This is a genomic window from uncultured Tateyamaria sp. (assembly GCF_947504105.1).
Lineage (GTDB): Bacteria > Pseudomonadota > Alphaproteobacteria > Rhodobacterales > Rhodobacteraceae > Tateyamaria.
In genome coordinates, this window is record NZ_CANNGP010000002.1 from 1 (window position 1) to 15,920 (window position 15,920).

General features: G+C 58.8%; 19 protein-coding genes, 1 tRNA gene and 2 riboswitches. Of the genes, 5 read left to right on the forward strand and 15 right to left on the reverse strand.

The window, feature by feature from the left end:
• Positions 1–43: 43 nt before the first annotated feature.
• From Q1A75_RS01550 to Q1A75_RS01565, 4 genes are all read right to left on the reverse strand, one after another.
• Positions 44–1,045, reverse strand: coding sequence for a hypothetical protein (locus Q1A75_RS01550; protein ID WP_299591803.1), 1,002 nt, complete (start codon positions 1,043–1,045; stop codon positions 44–46).
• Entirely contained in the window at positions 1,023–1,358 is a 336-nt protein-coding gene (locus tag Q1A75_RS01555; RefSeq protein ID WP_299553098.1) for a helix-turn-helix transcriptional regulator, read from the reverse strand. Before Q1A75_RS01555 ends, Q1A75_RS01550 begins: the two co-directional genes overlap by 23 nt.
• A 57-nt stretch (positions 1,359–1,415) precedes the next feature.
• Positions 1,416–1,541 (reverse strand): hypothetical protein, encoded by a 126-nt coding sequence (locus Q1A75_RS01560; protein WP_299553095.1) that lies wholly within the window; start codon positions 1,539–1,541, stop codon positions 1,416–1,418.
• Positions 1,542–2,108: 567 nt separating this feature from the next.
• Positions 2,109–2,184: transfer RNA gene (locus Q1A75_RS01565), tRNA-Lys, on the reverse strand.
• Positions 2,185–2,281: 97 nt separating this feature from the next.
• On the opposite strand from Q1A75_RS01565, the gene dapF reads away from it, so the two are divergent.
• Both dapF and mtaB read left to right on the forward strand, forming a co-directional pair.
• Positions 2,282–3,121, forward strand: coding sequence for a diaminopimelate epimerase (gene dapF / locus Q1A75_RS01570; protein ID WP_299553093.1), 840 nt, complete (start codon positions 2,282–2,284; stop codon positions 3,119–3,121).
• Entirely contained in the window at positions 3,118–4,365 is a 1,248-nt protein-coding gene (gene mtaB / locus Q1A75_RS01575; protein WP_299553090.1) for a tRNA (N(6)-L-threonylcarbamoyladenosine(37)-C(2))-methylthiotransferase MtaB, read from the forward strand. Before dapF ends, mtaB begins: the two co-directional genes overlap by 4 nt.
• Here the strand turns inward: mtaB and Q1A75_RS01580 are convergent.
• The 6 genes from Q1A75_RS01580 to Q1A75_RS01605 all read right to left on the reverse strand — a co-directional run bounded on the left by Q1A75_RS01580 (position 4,362) and on the right by Q1A75_RS01605 (position 9,154).
• Complete coding sequence (locus Q1A75_RS01580; RefSeq protein ID WP_299553087.1) at positions 4,362–4,730, reverse strand: DUF1304 domain-containing protein; 369 nt, start codon at positions 4,728–4,730, stop codon at positions 4,362–4,364. The two genes, mtaB and Q1A75_RS01580, sit on opposite strands and share 4 nt — an antisense overlap.
• A gap of 131 nt (positions 4,731–4,861) precedes the next feature.
• Complete coding sequence (locus Q1A75_RS01585) at positions 4,862–5,650, reverse strand: cytochrome c1 (protein WP_299553084.1); 789 nt, start codon at positions 5,648–5,650, stop codon at positions 4,862–4,864.
• Positions 5,651–5,663: 13 nt separating this feature from the next.
• Complete coding sequence (petB, locus tag Q1A75_RS01590; protein WP_299553081.1) at positions 5,664–7,010, reverse strand: cytochrome b; 1,347 nt, start codon at positions 7,008–7,010, stop codon at positions 5,664–5,666.
• A 12-nt stretch (positions 7,011–7,022) separates the two neighbouring features.
• A complete protein-coding gene (gene petA, locus Q1A75_RS01595) occupies positions 7,023–7,586 on the reverse strand; it encodes a ubiquinol-cytochrome c reductase iron-sulfur subunit (protein WP_299553079.1) in 564 nt (187 codons plus the stop codon).
• 320 nt (positions 7,587–7,906) lie between these two features.
• Positions 7,907–8,509, reverse strand: a complete 603-nt coding sequence (locus Q1A75_RS01600; protein WP_299553077.1) for a glutathione S-transferase — start codon at positions 8,507–8,509, stop codon at positions 7,907–7,909.
• Between the two features lie 30 nt (positions 8,510–8,539).
• A complete protein-coding gene (locus tag Q1A75_RS01605) occupies positions 8,540–9,154 on the reverse strand; it encodes an FMN-binding negative transcriptional regulator (protein ID WP_299553074.1) in 615 nt (204 codons plus the stop codon).
• Positions 9,155–9,215: 61 nt separating this feature from the next.
• Positions 9,216–9,372, forward strand: a riboswitch (FMN riboswitch).
• 86 nt (positions 9,373–9,458) lie between these two features.
• Between Q1A75_RS01605 and Q1A75_RS01610 the strand changes: the two genes are divergently transcribed.
• Positions 9,459–9,899, forward strand: coding sequence for a 6,7-dimethyl-8-ribityllumazine synthase (locus Q1A75_RS01610; protein ID WP_299553071.1), 441 nt, complete (start codon positions 9,459–9,461; stop codon positions 9,897–9,899).
• On the opposite strand, the gene Q1A75_RS01615 is transcribed toward Q1A75_RS01610, so the two are convergent.
• The 4 genes from Q1A75_RS01615 to Q1A75_RS01630 all read right to left on the reverse strand — a co-directional run bounded on the left by Q1A75_RS01615 (position 9,888) and on the right by Q1A75_RS01630 (position 13,485).
• Positions 9,888–10,583 (reverse strand): ATP-binding cassette domain-containing protein, encoded by a 696-nt coding sequence (locus Q1A75_RS01615; RefSeq protein WP_299553068.1) that lies wholly within the window; start codon positions 10,581–10,583, stop codon positions 9,888–9,890. The two genes, Q1A75_RS01610 and Q1A75_RS01615, sit on opposite strands and share 12 nt — an antisense overlap.
• Positions 10,570–12,108: a thiamine/thiamine pyrophosphate ABC transporter permease ThiP gene (locus tag Q1A75_RS01620; RefSeq protein ID WP_299553065.1), complete on the reverse strand. Its 1,539-nt coding sequence runs from the start codon at positions 12,106–12,108 to the stop codon at positions 10,570–10,572. The genes Q1A75_RS01615 and Q1A75_RS01620 overlap by 14 nt, the downstream gene beginning before the upstream one ends.
• Entirely contained in the window at positions 12,084–13,061 is a 978-nt protein-coding gene (thiB, locus tag Q1A75_RS01625; RefSeq protein ID WP_299553062.1) for a thiamine ABC transporter substrate binding subunit, read from the reverse strand. The genes Q1A75_RS01620 and thiB overlap by 25 nt, the downstream gene beginning before the upstream one ends.
• 37 nt (positions 13,062–13,098) lie before the next feature.
• A riboswitch (TPP riboswitch) is annotated at positions 13,099–13,198 on the reverse strand.
• Positions 13,199–13,329: 131 nt separating this feature from the next.
• Entirely contained in the window at positions 13,330–13,485 is a 156-nt protein-coding gene (locus Q1A75_RS01630; RefSeq protein ID WP_299553059.1) for a hypothetical protein, read from the reverse strand.
• 99 nt (positions 13,486–13,584) lie between these two features.
• Here Q1A75_RS01630 and aroC point away from each other — a divergent pair, with 99 nt between their 5' ends.
• Positions 13,585–14,685 (forward strand): chorismate synthase, encoded by a 1,101-nt coding sequence (gene aroC, locus Q1A75_RS01635; protein ID WP_299553056.1) that lies wholly within the window; start codon positions 13,585–13,587, stop codon positions 14,683–14,685.
• Here aroC and Q1A75_RS01640 read toward each other — a convergent pair.
• Positions 14,682–15,263, reverse strand: coding sequence for a TetR/AcrR family transcriptional regulator (locus tag Q1A75_RS01640; protein WP_299553053.1), 582 nt, complete (start codon positions 15,261–15,263; stop codon positions 14,682–14,684). The genes aroC and Q1A75_RS01640 overlap by 4 nt on opposite strands.
• Positions 15,264–15,494: 231 nt before the next feature.
• Between Q1A75_RS01640 and Q1A75_RS01645 the strand changes: the two genes are divergently transcribed.
• A complete protein-coding gene (locus Q1A75_RS01645) occupies positions 15,495–15,887 on the forward strand; it encodes a DM13 domain-containing protein (RefSeq protein WP_299553050.1) in 393 nt (130 codons plus the stop codon).
• The last annotated feature ends 33 nt before the right edge of the window (positions 15,888–15,920 follow it).

Consider the following 15,920-nt stretch of genomic DNA (forward strand, 5'->3'; position numbering starts at 1 on the left):
CGTTTCTTCATTCTGGATCGTCACTTTCATCATGCGATCCACCTTAACGACCGGTCCGAAATTCCGCGACCACCTCTTTGAGCCGGAATGCTTTCGCACGTTTTTGTCGGATCGAGTTCATCTCACTAGAGAGTTTTTGTCCACGTGGGGATGCTTTTCCAACATTGTGACGTATCCCGCCCAGATGACCAAGAAGCCTAGCTGATGCGGTATCCAATTCATCAAGTGATGCCGCATTTTTGAACTCTCGCCATAGTTCTCTCGACTTTAGCTCGGCTCTGTTGGGTACCACCAAGTTGCTTCCGACAACCCCGACACCTGTTATGAAAACTGCCTTGTTTCCGGTCCAGTAGGCCAATTTATGAGACTGCAGGCCATTTGATGAGATAATCTGACGAAGTTCTGAGACAAATTGTCCAGTTATTGCGTCTCCCGAGAGGGTTAGATCATCGACCCACACAGTATGTGCTAAGTTATGTGTTTCACATAGGTCTGAAATTGCGTTGAACATAGGACGATGGACAAGCGATGCGAGAACTGGCGTAAGCGGCGAGCCAAAGCAAGCCTTGTCGTCAGCGGTCGCGATATGGGCAATTAATCCAGCGACGTCTCCTGCTATGCCAAACTGCTCAACGAGAGATTTTCGGATCTTGCTGCGAGAAGTTGATGGGTAGAACTGCTTGACATCCAGTGTGAGGTATTGGACTGCCTCAAGGTGTGCGGCAGCATTGTCACGCTGTGACCGGTGTTTCCTCGGGCTCATCAAGTAGCTCGGCTGAACAATCTTATTGAAGTGAAATTTAAGACGTTCATGAACCGCGCGTAATCGTCCTTCTGGATAGACAAGGTTGCGTGTTTTCCCCCCGGTTTCGATTGTTCTACGAACAATGAAGGTTTCTTTAAAACGCGGTGTCGCAAGCTTTTGTAGTTCGCTTTTGGTTTCCTTGACCAGAGCGGCAACATCACGTTGCGTAGGATTTTGCGCGAAGGGGGATCGTTCTAGTTCGTACCGCTCGTGGGCCTTAAGAGTTCGACGCTTGGGCATGATCTGGTTCCGCTGGCTTCATCTTTTCCAATAGGTCCAAAGCCTTTCGAGCAACAATCAAACGCCCCCGTCTAACAGGTGCATCCCCCTCAATTTCTTCGGCAAAAAACATTAACTGCGATTTTTTCACACCTAATGCTTCGCTATATCGCTCTAAGGTTTCCAAGGTTACAGACTTAGTGCCGCGCTCGATCTCTGAGACCATAGCTTGGGACATTCCTAGCGCCTTCGCCATGTCCATTTGCGAGTATCCCCAATACAAACGGGAGAGCGTGAGCGCTTCGTTGATCATTGCTTTTTGCTCGCTACGCATCGGCCAATCCTAGGGCTGTGAAGGGGTCACCGCCGCCAACCTTCCAAGCGACAGCGATCACTCGCCGAAGTCCCAGTCCAAGCTCAGAAGTCGAGCAATGGTCACGACGGCGGTCCAAACGAACCGCCATTTGGAAGGTTTCTTGCGATGCCGCCGCTGGTGCTGAACTTTTTTCTTTCGCATGGTTTTTACTCCTCGATCCCGGCCGGAAATGGCCCCCGTAGGAATGAGGAAGAAGATCAGCGGCGTTTGACCCCTTACATGCCGCACCCAGTCCCGGATGGGTGCGGCGCGCAGCCAGCTCCCGTGTCGAGACGCAGATGAGAGACGAAGGCAATAAACCTTCACAGGGCCTCTGGCCCCAGTTCTCGTCGGGTTCTGCATACGTAAGGTTCATCACAGGGGTTTAGGTAAGTGATATTGAAGTCCGGCGCAAGTAAAATATCGCTTTTAGTAATATTATACTTGCATCCGACAGAAACCCCATCGCCGGCAGATGGAGTAGGATTTCGAAACCATCAAACAAGTGTTCCCAGCATATCTGATGTCGATGTGGAGCAAAGTGTACGACTGACAAGAACCTCATGGCGAAACCGTTGATCAGCTGCCGTAAATTTGGCCACGTGGTTCGTGAAGTCTGCGCTTATATTACTCGCGGAGATTGCTCGCGTTATCCAAATGCTAACGCAGAAAAGGAAAGAACCTTGTCGTAAAGGAACGATCAGGTGTCATTCTTCATTATTAAAAAAGTGGTGAGCCGTGCAGGGTTCGAACCTGCGACCCACTGATTAAAAGTCAGTTGCTCTACCAACTGAGCTAACGGCCCACTAGGCGGCCTATCTAGAAAGGGTCGCCCGCAGGGTCAAGCCGATTCTCGGATGTTTTTCTGCGACATACTGGATTCCCGAAAACCCGGACGTTATATGCGCCGCATGGCAGACATGGCGACCTCTGATTGGCCCTTCATGAAGATGCACGGGGCGGGCAACGACTTTGTCGTGATTGACGGGCGTGATGCACTGGTGACTCTGACGGAATCGCTGGTGCGGGCACTGGCGGACAGACATCGCGGTGTCGGGTTCGATCAGCTTGCTCTGATCACGGACGGGTCGGACCTGACGGTCACCTTCTACAACGCCGACGGGTCGCAATCTGCCGCCTGTGGCAACGCCACGCGATGCATCGCTGCGCGCGAACTGGCACAGCGCAACGCCGAGCGCTTGAGCATCCATGTGACAGGGCGCGGCACACTTAGCGCGGTGCGGAATACCGATGGCACGGCGGCTGTCAATATGGGACATCCCCTGCTGACGTGGCAGGATATACCGCTGGCACAGGACACCGACACGCTGTCCTTGCCCATCGACGGCAACCCCGTCGGAACCGGAATGGGGAACCCACACTGTACGTTCTTTGTCGAGGACGTGTCCGCCATTGACCTCGCAACCGTCGGTCCTGAAATCGAGCACCACGCGCTTTTTCCGGAACGCACCAATGTTCAGTTTGCGCAGGTTATCAGCCCCAGCCACATCCGCATGCGTGTGTGGGAGCGGGGGACCGGGATCACGCTGGCCTCAGGTTCGTCTTCCTGTGCCACTGCGGTCGCCGCGGTGCGTCGTGGTCTGACAGGGCGCCAGGTGCAGATCGACCTCGACGGCGGCACATTGCATATCGACTGGCGCGACGATGGCGTCTGGATGTCTGGCCCGACGGCACATGTGTTCGACGGCACTCTGACGGCAGAGTTCCTGCAAAGCCTATGACAGCGCCGGTCTTCTCCAACCACGGCTGCCGCCTCAACGCCTATGAAACCAAGGCGATGGAGGAACTGGCAAGCCAAGCCGGGATGAGCAACGCCGTCGTTGTGAACACCTGCGCAGTGACGGCAGAAGCCGTGCGCAAGGCCCGCCAGGACATCCGCAAACTGCGACGCACGCATCCTGGTGCCAAGCTGATCGTGACCGGCTGCGCCGCCCAGACCGAACCCGACACCTTCGCCCAGATGGCCGAGGTTGACGCAGTCATCGGCAACACGGAAAAGATGCAGGCCAGCACATGGGCAGGGCTCGCCGGTGACTTTGGCACCGAGCCCGTGCAGGTCGACGATATCATGTCGGTCACGGAAACAGCAGGTCACCTGATCGACGGGTTTGGCACCCGCAGCCGCGCCTATGTGCAGGTCCAGAACGGATGCGACCACCGCTGCACCTTCTGCATCATCCCATATGGCCGCGGCAACTCGCGCTCGGTCCCGGCAGGCGTCGTGGTCGATCAGATCAAGCGGCTTGTGGATCGAGGCTTCAATGAGGTGGTCCTGACCGGTGTAGATCTAACGTCATGGGGCGCTGACCTGCCGGGAGAGCCCCAGCTTGGCGACCTAGTCATGCGCATCCTGAAACTGGTGCCCGACCTGCCACGCCTGCGGATCAGTTCCATCGATTCGATCGAGGTGGACGCGGCACTGATGCAGGCCATCGCCACGGAACCCCGGCTGATGCCCCACCTACACCTGTCGCTGCAACACGGCGACGACCTGATCCTGAAACGGATGAAACGCCGCCACCTGCGCGACGACGCCATCCGCTTTGCACAAGAGGCCCGCAAACTACGGCCTGACATGACCTTTGGCGCGGACATCATAGCGGGCTTCCCGACCGAAACCGAAGCAATGTTCGACAACTCTCTGAAACTGGTCGAAGACTGCGACCTCACATGGCTACACGTCTTCCCCTATTCGCCTCGCCCCGGCACGCCTTCTGCACGGATGCCGCAGGTGAACGGCACGGCCATCAAGGAACGAGCGGCTCGCCTCCGCGCCGCCGGTGACGCACAGGTGACAAAACACCTGGCAGCACAACAGGGTAAAACCCATCACATCCTGATGGAAAACCCACACATGGGCCGCACCGAACAGTTCACCGAAGTCACATTCGACACGCCCCAAGCAGAGGGGCAGATTGTCACCACGCGCATATCAGACGCCCGCGATGGGCAATTGGTGGCTTAGGCCTTGCGCCAGATCAACACGCTCGCCAATGCAATCGCAGCCGGGATCGCCTGAACATAGAGCGTCACGGTAAACGCCAATGCGCCGCACAGGCCTGCAACCAGAACGCACAGCAAAAAATACGTTGCAATGTGGCGTTGCCACTGGGTCGACTGCACAAGCAACGCCCATATCAGCCCCCCCGCCAGAAAGAGGTTATACAGGCCCTGATTGGCCGCCAAAACCTTGGTTGGGGCGAAGAGTTCGGGTGCCATGAATGTGAATACTTCGGGTCCCCGCGTCTCCCAGGCAAACATTTCCAAATAGCAGAAATAGACATGCGTCAGGGCAACAAGGCCAACGAGAATTTTGGAAACAAGAGACATGAGCCCTCCGAAGAAGATGAATGCTCAAAACTGTGATCGAAAGACCCCCTGCCGCGCAAGCAGTTTCCATTGTCCAACAAAAAAGCCCCACCAAAAGGCGGGGCTCTCGATCGCTCATCACACAGAGCGACTTATTTCTTCTTGTAGCGCGCCTTCACAGGCGCCCACAGGCGCTTGTTGGTCAGGTACAGCAACACTGACAGGATGGTCAGGAAGATCACACCGACAAAGCCAGCCTGCTTGCGTGCCATCAGCTTGGGTTCCGCCGTCCACATCAGGAAGGCGGCGACATCTTCCGTCAAGTGATGCAGGTCGGTTGCATGTCCGTCAGCAAACTCGACATCATCGCCATAAAGCGGCGGCGCCATCGCGATCCAGCCACCGGGGAACGCCTTGTTCTCATACAGAACAGCACCCGCTTCTTCCTTTTCTTCGCCCGTGTAGCCGTTCAGCAGGGCGACGATGTACTCGGGGCCACCCATGCCCTTCATCAGCTGGTTGATGCCCAGACCATAAGGGCCGTGGAAACCGGCACGGGCCTTGGCCATCAGGCTCAGGTCAGGCGCGTTTTCCAAGGCTGAGCCAGGGAAGTTGTCCGACGGCAGCGCCGCACGGAAATCGTCGATCTCTGGGTCGAACACTTCGTAGAACTCGGCATATGCGCGCACTTGATCTTCGGGCAGGCCGGGGCCGCCTTCATCGCTCAGCGTGCGCAGGGGCACGTATTGCAAGCCATGGCACGATGCGCAGATCTCGGTATAGATCTGCAAACCGCGCTGCAACTGGTTCTGGTCAAACGATCCAAAAGGACCGTCAAAGGAAAAGTCGACGCCTTCGACATGACCCGCACCGCCAGCGGCGAAGGCACCGGTGGTCAGCGCGAACGCCGCTACCATGCTTGCTGCAAGTTTCTTCAACATCTGCAGTTTCTCCTTATTCCGCGGGCTGAGCCGAAGGTGCAGCGGAACCGCCGTCACCCTTGCTCACCTTGGCGGCAAAGTCTTCTTCGATGGTCGCAGGCTGCGCGTCCGGCTTCTCGATCACACCCAGCAGGGGCAGGATCACCAGGAAGTAGGCAAACCAGTAGGCCGAAGCAATCAACGAGAACGTTGCATAAGGTTCCTCAGCGGGCATGGCCCCCAGCCACATCAAGGCAAAGAAGTCGATAACCAGCAACCAGAACCACCATTTCAGCATCGGGCGATACCGACCCGAGCGAACCGAAGACGTGTCCAGCCAAGGTGCCAGCGCCATTACGGCAATCGCACCGAACATGGCCATCACCCCAAAGAACTTCGCATCGATGATACCCCCGGTCAGGGTTTCCGCAATGATCACAACCCAAACATCCGCCGTAAAGGCACGCAGGATCGCGTAGAACGGCAGGAAATACCATTCGGGCACGATGTGCGCAGGCGTCGCCAGCGGGTTCGCCTCGATGTAGTTGTCGGGGTGGCCCAGGTAGTTCGGCATGAAGCCTACGATGGCAAAGAACACCACCAGGATAACCGCCAGCGCGAACAGGTCCTTGATCACAAAGTAGGGCCAGAAGGGCAGCGTGTCCTTCTCGGCGTCCTCTTTCGATGTGCGCCGCACCTCGACACCGGTCGGGTTGTTGTTGCCCGTGGTGTGGAAGGCCCAGATGTGCACGATCACCAGACCGGCAATCACGAAGGGCAGCAGATAGTGCAGGCTGAAGAAGCGGTTCAGCGTGGCATTGTCCACGGCAGGCCCGCCCAAAAGCCACGTTTGCAGCGCTTCACCGATGAACGGGATCGCACCAAACAGGCCGGTGATCACGGTCGCACCCCAGAAGGACATCTGTCCCCAAGGCAGAACGTAGCCCATAAACGCCGTGCCCATCATCAACAGGTAGATGAGCATGCCGATGATCCACGTGATCTCGCGTGGGGCCTTATAGGACCCGTAGTAGAGACCGCGGAAGATGTGGGCATAGACCGCAACAAAGAACAGCGACGCGCCGTTCATGTGCAGATAGCGCAGCATCGCGCCGCCGTTCACGTTGCGCATGATGTGCTCAACACTGGCAAAGGCCAAGTCGACATGCGGCGTGTAGTGCATCACCAGAACGATGCCGGTGATGATCTGCAGCGCCAGGCAAAAGGTCAGAACGATGCCCCAGATCCACATCCAGTTCAGGTTCTTGGGCGTCGGGATCATCAGCGTGTCATAGAGCAGGCCAACAATCGGCAACCGCTTGGCAAGACCCTTTTCCCAGGCCGCCTTCGGTTCGTAATGGTCGTGAGGAATTCCAGCCATCAGGTCTCTCCCTTAACCCAGTAGGATCGTGGTTTCGTCCACGAATTCTGCAACAGGAACCGGCAGGTTGGTCGGTGCGGGCCCTTTGCGGATCCGACCAGACGTATCGTAGTGCGAGCCGTGGCAGGGGCAGAACCAACCGCCAAAGTCCCCTGCTCCATCGCCCAATGGGACACAACCCAGGTGGGTACACACACCCATCATCACCAGCCACTCGCCCGCTTCATCCATCGAGCGGTTGCTGTCCGAGGCGTCAACTTCGCCCAGGTTTTCATTGCGTGCGATGTCATCCGGCAGGTCTGCCAGATCAACTTCGCGGGCCGCTTGGATCTCTTCTTCCGTCCGGCGACGGATGAACACGGGCTTGCCCAGCCACTTCACGGTCAACTGCGTGCCCGGCTCGATGGCGCTGACATCAACGCGGATCGAAGACAGGGCCAGAACATCAGCCGACGGGTTCATCTGGTTGACCAACGGCCAGATCGCTGCACCCGCGGTCACGGCACCTGCGCCTGCCGTGGCATAGTACAGAAAATCGCGCCGGGTGCCTTCGTGGTCTTCTTCTACGTGGGACACGGGGGACTTCTCCAGTTTCCAGCGACCCCGAAGGGCCAAATGACGACACAGGCCGCGCGCGCACGCAGCCACTTTGTCGCGCTATCTAGCGGGGTGACCCGCCCACGTCCAGCGCGCAATCTGACACACGTGGTCGCAGGCGGGTTGAATTAACCCATTGATAAGATTCGAGACCGCACGGTCCGTTAACCACGTCTTTGGCGCATCACCAGTGCACAGGGCGTGTACGGATGGCACCCCCATCATGCGCCTTGATTTGCTGGCGTTAACCGCGATTCGGGCACGTTTGGTGCAAAACACCCACCGAACGTTGCGCGGTCTCAGCCTTTTGGGACCGTCTCCTGCATCGACGGACGGGCCGCAAATGTCTCGTACCAGCCCGCCAGCGCATCGCGTCCCTTACGCCAATCCCGGTCGCCATGGCGGAAATCCAGATAGCCCAGCGCGCAGCCCACGCCGAAATGGCCAATGTCCATTTTTCCGGCCAAATGCCCCATCCAACGGGCATTCAAGGCGTCCAACGCACCCTCAACCTTGCTCCACTGGGCTTCGACCCACTTCGCCGATTGCTCGGCCTCATCCCGGAACCGCTTTTCATAGACCATCAGAACGGCCGCTTCCATCATCGCGTCCGCCGTGGCCTCCAGCACCAGCGTTTCCCATCCCTTGTCGGGATAAAGGCCCGCCTTCGCCCGGTCGTCAAAATACCGGCAGATGACCTTGCTGTCATAAAGAGTAGGCCCTTCGTCCCGTACCAGCGCAGGAATCTTTCCAACCGGGTTGGCCGCCTTCAGCGTGGCATCGGCACCACCCGGAGCAGCAGTGACCGTTACGGTTTCGACATCATCCGCCTGCCCTGTTTCATGCAGCAAAACCAGCACTTTACGCACAAAGGGGCTGGGCCCCGCCATCAACAGCTTCATCGCGATTCTCCGTCTGAGTTCCCACGCAGCCTAGGCCCCGCGCATCAGGGCAGCAAGGATGCGCGTCTCCTGCCCAATCCCATAGGCGTCCACGTAGTCAGAGGCGCGCAACCGCACCTCATCCGGCTTGTTCTGGTTCAGCTTCCAGGTCCCATCGACAGCGTCGATCGTCATGCGGCACGGCACGATCTGGCGCATCATTTTGTCCAGAACCTCAGGCGTCATCTTGTCGGTCTTCCAAGGGGTCTTGGGCAGCAACTGATCCTCGAAATGCTTCGACTGCCGGTCCAGCATATCGCGCATCTGATCGTGCGGCAGCATCTCCAAACTGCCGGTGATATGCACGGCCACATAGTTCCACGTGGGCACCTGATCCGGCACTTCGTACCAGTCGGGTGATATGTATCCATCCGCTCCGCTCACTGCGATCTTGGCCTGCATCGGTGCCTTCAAGGCGCGTGCAATCGGGTTCGACCTGACAAGGTGCAGGTCCAGCTGTGCGCCCTGTTCATCAATCAGAAAGGGGATGTGCGACATCATCGGCCCGTCTTCCCCGTTCACGGCCAACACGCCAAAGGCGCGCTCACGCGCAAACGCGATGTTCCGGTCGGGCGTTTCAGTATGAAAGATCGGGTTCGGGTGCATGATACTGGTCCGTGATACGTCGCGTTCCTCTTGCCTTGGGCGACGTCACTTGGCAACCTGACGCTGTTCTCAGGGCGGGGTGAAATTCCCCACCGGTGGTATGCGGGCCCAATCAAACGGTGACCCGCGAGCCCACGAGCGCCCCGCAACGCGGGGGTCTAGCAGATCAGGTGAGAGGCCTGAGCCGACGGTTACAGTCCGGATGAAAGAGAACGTGCAGAAGGATCGCGCCCCAGTGGGGCGTCTTTCATCTGCGCGCAATCGCCTTGGGTGTTTAAGTGTCTGAACCTAAAGGAGATTTCGCATGACACACACCCGCTTCGCCTTTGTCAAAGCCCAGTGGCACACCGCCATTGTCGATCAGGCTTTGCAAGGTTTCACAGAAATAATCGCATCAAATCAAGTGGATGTTTTCGACGTGCCCGGCGCGTTCGAAATGCCGCTGATGGCCCAAACCCTTGCGGAAACAGGGCAGTACCACACCGTCGCCTGTGCTGCCTTGGTGGTTGATGGCGGCATCTACCGCCACGACTTCGTCGCCTCGGCGGTTGTCGATGGGCTGATGCAAGTGGGCCTCAAAACCGGCGTACCGATCCTATCGGTGTCGCTCACACCCCACCACTTCCAAGAGACCGAGCATCACCTTGGCATCTACGCCGACCACTTCGTGCTCAAGGGACGCGAGGCGGCCCAAGCCGCGCTCGGCATCGTAGATGCGCGGCAGAGCCTGCGCTCAGCGGCCTAGATAGGCGCACAGCGCCTCGGGCGGGTTGGCCATGACCTCGGCCACCGCCCGGGGCGCCTCTGCCCGGCCCTCATCGACAAAGATCAGATCATCCGCCGCCCGTTCCGCATCCTCGGGCGCGTGGGTGATCATCAGGACCGTCGCCCCGGCATCCCGCGCAACCTCCGACGTCAAATCCAGCATCTCTGCGCGCAAGGCTGGTCCCAACGCGGCAAAGGGTTCATCCAGCAAAAGCAATGGCTTGGCCTGCACCAAAACCCGCGCCAACGCGGCACGGCTTTGCTGGCCACCGGACACATCGCCGGGCTTCCTGTCTGCGAAGTCACGCAACCCGACCCGGCCCAGCGCACCCATGACCTGCGCCGTTTCCGCCTCGCTCAACCGCAAAGCAGGCCGTATGCCAAGCCCGACATTCTGCGCCAAGGTCAGATGCGGAAACAGGTTCCCATCCTGAAACAGCATCGCAATCCCACGCTTGTCCGGTGACGCGGCACTGACGTCGATACCATCAACAACCACCGTGCCCGCAACCACGTCAATGTAGCCGCCCAGCGCGTTCAACAGCGTGGATTTCCCCGCACCCGAGGGGCCAATCACCGCCACACGCAGCCCACGCCGCACATTAAAATCGGCTGTCAGGACGAAATCGCCTTGTTCGATCCTTAGCCTCTCAACGCTCAACATGTCGTCGTCCCCACGCATCGCATATCCAGAACATCCCAAAGGCCAAGGCGAGCAATACAAGCGCCGCACCAGATGCGGCCTCGGTCCTGTAGCTCCCCATAAGGCGGTACATCTGCAACGGCAAAGTCGCCACATCCGGGTCAGCGAACAGGGTCACAACGCCCAGATCGCCGACACTCATCGCGGCCCCCAACCCCGCGGCAAATCCGATCTGTGGACGCAAACGGGGCACCAGCATGATGCGCCACAAGGCAAAGCCATGCAGACCCAGACCCGCACTCAAACGGCCATAATCCGTGAACACCTGCCGCATGGGTGGCAACAGGATACGCACGGCAAAAGGCAGCGCCATCATGGCGTTCACCAGTGCCGTCACCGGCAGGGCATAGGTCACAGGTGCGGCGAACGGGTAGATCAGAATGAACCACCCTGTTCCGATCATCAGGGGAGAGGCAGCAAGACCCAGAAGGGTCACGGCTTCGGCCCCGCCGTGACGGGATTGCGCCAGCCACGCAGCGATGGGCAAGGCCATTGTCAACAACACAACAGTGCTGACCACGGCGACCCAAAACGAGGTCCATGTGGCGGTGAGGACCGACAGCGGCATCTGCCAAAGCCCGACCATGCCAGAGATCGCCACGGCCAGAAGCGGCAGCAACAGGAAACCCGCAGCAACAATAATCCATCCGGCATCCAGCACTGGTGACGGCGCGTCCCATCGCCGAACCACCCGGTCGCGCCCGGTCTGCAAGGCCAGCGGTGGCAAAATCCAAAGCGCAAGCACCGCAGCACCACCAGCGACCACCAACTGCAACAGGCTCAGCACTGCAGCGCGCCCAAGGTCGAAATCAAAGCGAAACGCCTGGTAGATCGCAAGTTCGATCGTCGTGGCACGGGGCCCACCGCCAAGGGTCAGCGCAACCGCGAAACTGGTCAGGCAGATGACAAAGATCAGGGCAAAGGCCCCCGGCGCCACTTGCCGCAGGATTGGCCATTCGATCACGCGAAACACCATGCGCGGCGACAAGCCCAGTTGCCCGACCATGCGAAACTGCTCAGCCGGAATGGACTGCCAACCTTGCAGGATCAGCCGTGTGGCGAGCGGCATGTTGAAGAACACATGTGCCAGAACCACGCCCTGAAGCCCGTAGATGGACATGGGTGGCAAACCCAGAAGTGCGAAGCCATCGCTGACCCACCCCGCCCGGCCAAAGACCGCAAGAATGCCCAGAACGGCCACGATAACGGGCAGGATAAACGGCGCACCCAGAAGCGTGACCAAGGCCCCCCGCCCCGGAAAACGCCGCCGGGCCAAAGCTCGGGCAACGGGGATGGCAAACAGAACGCTGAACACAGCAGACAAAAACGCCTGCCATATGGTAAAGCGCAGCACTGACCAGTCAGCGGCGCCAATGGTCACGGGCCAATCGGCCCGCGACATCACGGCCAGAAGCGCGGCAAGGATCAGGGCAAAGACCCCGCCCGCCGCAATCGGGCCTGTTACTGCGCCAGCGCGTCGCGCCATTCGGCGAGGGCTCCGTCACGCGCCGCTGCCGCGTCATCGGGCGACTTGAGCAGCGATTTTTCCGGGGCAATCAACGTCTCGAAACCCGCTGGCAACCCACCCGCAGGCGTTACCGCCGGATACATCCAGTTTGTTGTCGGGATGCTCGCCTGGAATGCATCGGACACCATGAAGGACAGGAACTGATCCGCCAGTTCTGGCTGATCCGTCGCCGCCAGCTTCCCGGCCACTTCGACCTGCATGTAATGGCCTTCGTCAGAGGCGGCCGCGGCTTTGGTCGCGTCCTCTTCCGCGATCAAGTGATACGCCGGCGACGTTGTATAGGACAGCACCATGTCCGCCTCACCATCAAGGAACAAACCGTAGCTTTCCGACCACCCTTTGGTCACGGTCAGCACATTGTCCGACAGGCCTTCCCAGATGACAGCCGCGTCGTCGCCGTAGGCCGCCTTGACCCACATCAGCAGACCAAGCCCGGGGGTTGAGGAGCGCGGATCCTGAATGGCAATCTTCAGGTCGCTTTCGGCCAGCTCTTTGAAGTTTGTTGGCGCGTCCATATCCGCATTGTGGACAAAGGCGAAGTAACCACAGTCATAAGGGGCAAAGGTGTCGTCGTTCCATTCCACGGGCAGATCGTATTCCGCTGTCACATTATGAGGCGCAAACAGACCTGTTTCCTTGGCCGCAGCAACAAGATTGGTGTCGAGGCCCAGCACGACATCCGCCTCGGAACGCTCCCCCTCCAGCTTGAGCCGGGCCAGCAGGGCCGCGCCGTCGCCTGCACTGATCATCTGCAGGTCACAGGCGCACACCTCTTCAAACGCGGCTTCAACCGCCGGGCCCGGGCCCCAGTCACTTACAAAGCTGTCGTAGGTATAAACTTTCAAGACGGGCGTCTCGGCCCAAGCCGCACCGGCGCACAGCACCGCAGCAGTCGTCATCAGATACTTCATCGCATCCTCCATCAGAGAGGCGGCGGGATAAGGGTCTTGGGATAAGCCAAACCTTCCCTCCGCCGGTGTTAACCGGTTCAGGTTCAACGGGTTCGCATCGCGCATCTCAGCCCTTTCGGACACCCCGAGGTAGGTCCGGATTTAGTCGGGAAAGGCACCCTTGGCAACCATCAGGATCAACGGCGGCGGGCCATGACCCCAATGCAAAGGACAAAACAGGCTGCGCCAGCACCGAACAATCCGCCAACGACCCGCTTGTCTTCGGTGCTCAACGCATCCCACGGCAAGCTGTGCCTGACAGGCGCACCAAAGGCGTTGCCAGGCCTTTGACAAGTTCCCAATACAACCCACCTGCCACGAACAGCACGATCGAAAGGATCAGCAACGCAACCGCGCCCGGTGTGAAGGGAGTTTTGCCTTGCATGAGCCGTCTCCTCGCAACTGTTCATGCTCAGGCCCGTATTACACCATGTGCTTGTCTGTGTTTTGCATGATCGCTAAACGGCTGGAAAGGGAGTGCGTCATGTCGATCAACAGCTTTGGCCATCTTTTCCGCGTGACCACATGGGGCGAAAGCCACGGGCCCGCGCTTGGCGCAACGGTCGACGGGTGCCCACCCGGCGTCGATGTGGACGAGGCGATGCTCCAGCATTGGCTGGACAAGCGCAAACCCGGTCAGAACAAGTACACGACGCAACGGCGCGAGCCCGACGCGGTCAAGATCCTTTCTGGCGTGTTCGAAGGCAAGACAACCGGGACCCCGGTACAGCTGATGATCGAGAACACTGACCAACGATCGAAGGACTATGGCGACATCGCCGAAAAGTTCCGCCCGGGTCATGCCGATATCACCTATTGGCAGAAATACGGCATCCGGGATTATCGCGGGGGTGGGCGATCATCTGCCCGCGAAACCGCCGCGCGTGTCGCCGCCGGTGGCCTTGCGCGCGCCGCTTTGCAAACGCTGGTGCCCAGGATCGAAATCAAAGGTTACATGACCCGCATGGGCGCACACGGAATTGACCGGGAACGCTTTGATTGGGATCAGATTGAGCAGAACCCGTTCTGGGTTCCGGATGCTCAGGCAGCGGACACATGGGCCGATTATCTGGACGGTCTCCGCAAGTCGGGCTCGTCCGTCGGTGCGGTGATCGAAGTCGTTGCAAGCAATGTGCCAGCAGGCTTGGGTGCACCGGTCTATGGCAAGCTGGATACAGACCTTGCCGCAGGGATGATGAGCATCAATGCCGTCAAAGGGGTGGAAATCGGCGAGGGCATGTCCGCAGCCATGCTCACCGGTGAACTGAACGCGGATGAGATCACTATGGGGCCCGATGGCCCCGAATACTCGTCAAATCACGCCGGAGGTATCCTTGGCGGTATCTCGACCGGTCAGGACATTGTTGTCCGCTTCGCGGTCAAACCCACGTCGTCCATCCTGCAAACCCGCAAGACGATTACCAAATCGGGCCAAGAGGCTGAAATCATCACAAAGGGCCGCCACGACCCTTGTGTCGGTATCCGGGCCGTACCGGTGGGCGAAGCTATGATGGCTTGTGTGATCCTGGATCACCTGTTGCTGGACCGCGGTCAGACCGGCGGTGTGCGCGGGCCAATCGGCTAAGCCAGCATTACTCCAACCGAGCGGACGATATTGTGCAGCGTGTCGTGGTCGATACGCGCACGCGCCATGGTTCTCAGACCGACATATTGCGCAATGATCATGTCGGCCAAAGCGCCCCGTTCGGCGCTGTTCAGCGTTGCATGCTTGGGCGAAGACTCAAGCGCGACAAAGATACCGTCACGCAAGGCACCAAGGCCGTTCGACACAGCTTTCGCAATCTCATCATCATAGGTGCTGGGACCGGCGGCGGCAGTGCACAGCAGACAGCCACGCGCGTCGCCCTCGACCACGCGCTGATACGACCCCTTGAACATGGACATGATGCGCTCGGCCCCGTTTGGCACAGCCGGGTCACTCAACATCGCAACGCCCGCCTTTACCGCCTGCCCTTCATATCGCTCCAGCACCTGCAGAAAGAGGGTCTTCTTGTCGGTGAATGCCTTGTAGAGGCTCCCGCGCGTCAGCCCCATACCGTCCAGTAGATCGGGCAGGGATGCACCCTCATAGCCATGGGTCCAAAAGACATGCATCGCCTTTTCAAGCGCATCATCTGTATCGAAAGATCTGGGGCGTGCCATGCGAAGTCTCCGGTTTCTACCTTTGATATAGTATTTGGAACCATATAGTCCAGAACTCACGCTTATGTGTTTTGTACTGGTTGGTTCCGAACGGTAACACTATCCAGACAACTCAAGCACGTTTCCGCAGTATGCTGAAATATTAAGCGGGGAAACGGCGGTAAATTGGGCGCTGAGTGTAAGATCAAACTTACATCTTTTTTGTCCGGAACTATGGAAAGAAACAGTGTCATGCTGAATATTATCAAATCTCTCATCCTCACTTTCGGGATCGTCGCCTGCTTCGTAGCCCCGCCTGCGTCAGCCGAAACGGTGTCCGCCGGAACCTTCACCGGCGCATCGGACCACGTCACAACCGGTGGCGTCGAAGTGATCAAGAACGCCGACGGCAGCCACACCATCGTGCTGGGCGATGATTTCAGCCTCGACGGCGCGCCTGACCCACGTGTTGGCCTGGGCAAAGACGGCGATTTCAACGACGACACCGACTCGGGCGTTCTGGGCAACCTGACTGGCACGCAGTCCTTTGTCGTTCCCGCTGGCATCGATGTGTCCGAGTTTAACGAAGTCTACATTTGGTGCAAAAAGTTCAGCGTGCCGCTTGGCGTTGCCAAGTTGAACTGATTGCTTGCCAATCCCGTCCTAAGCGGACATGGA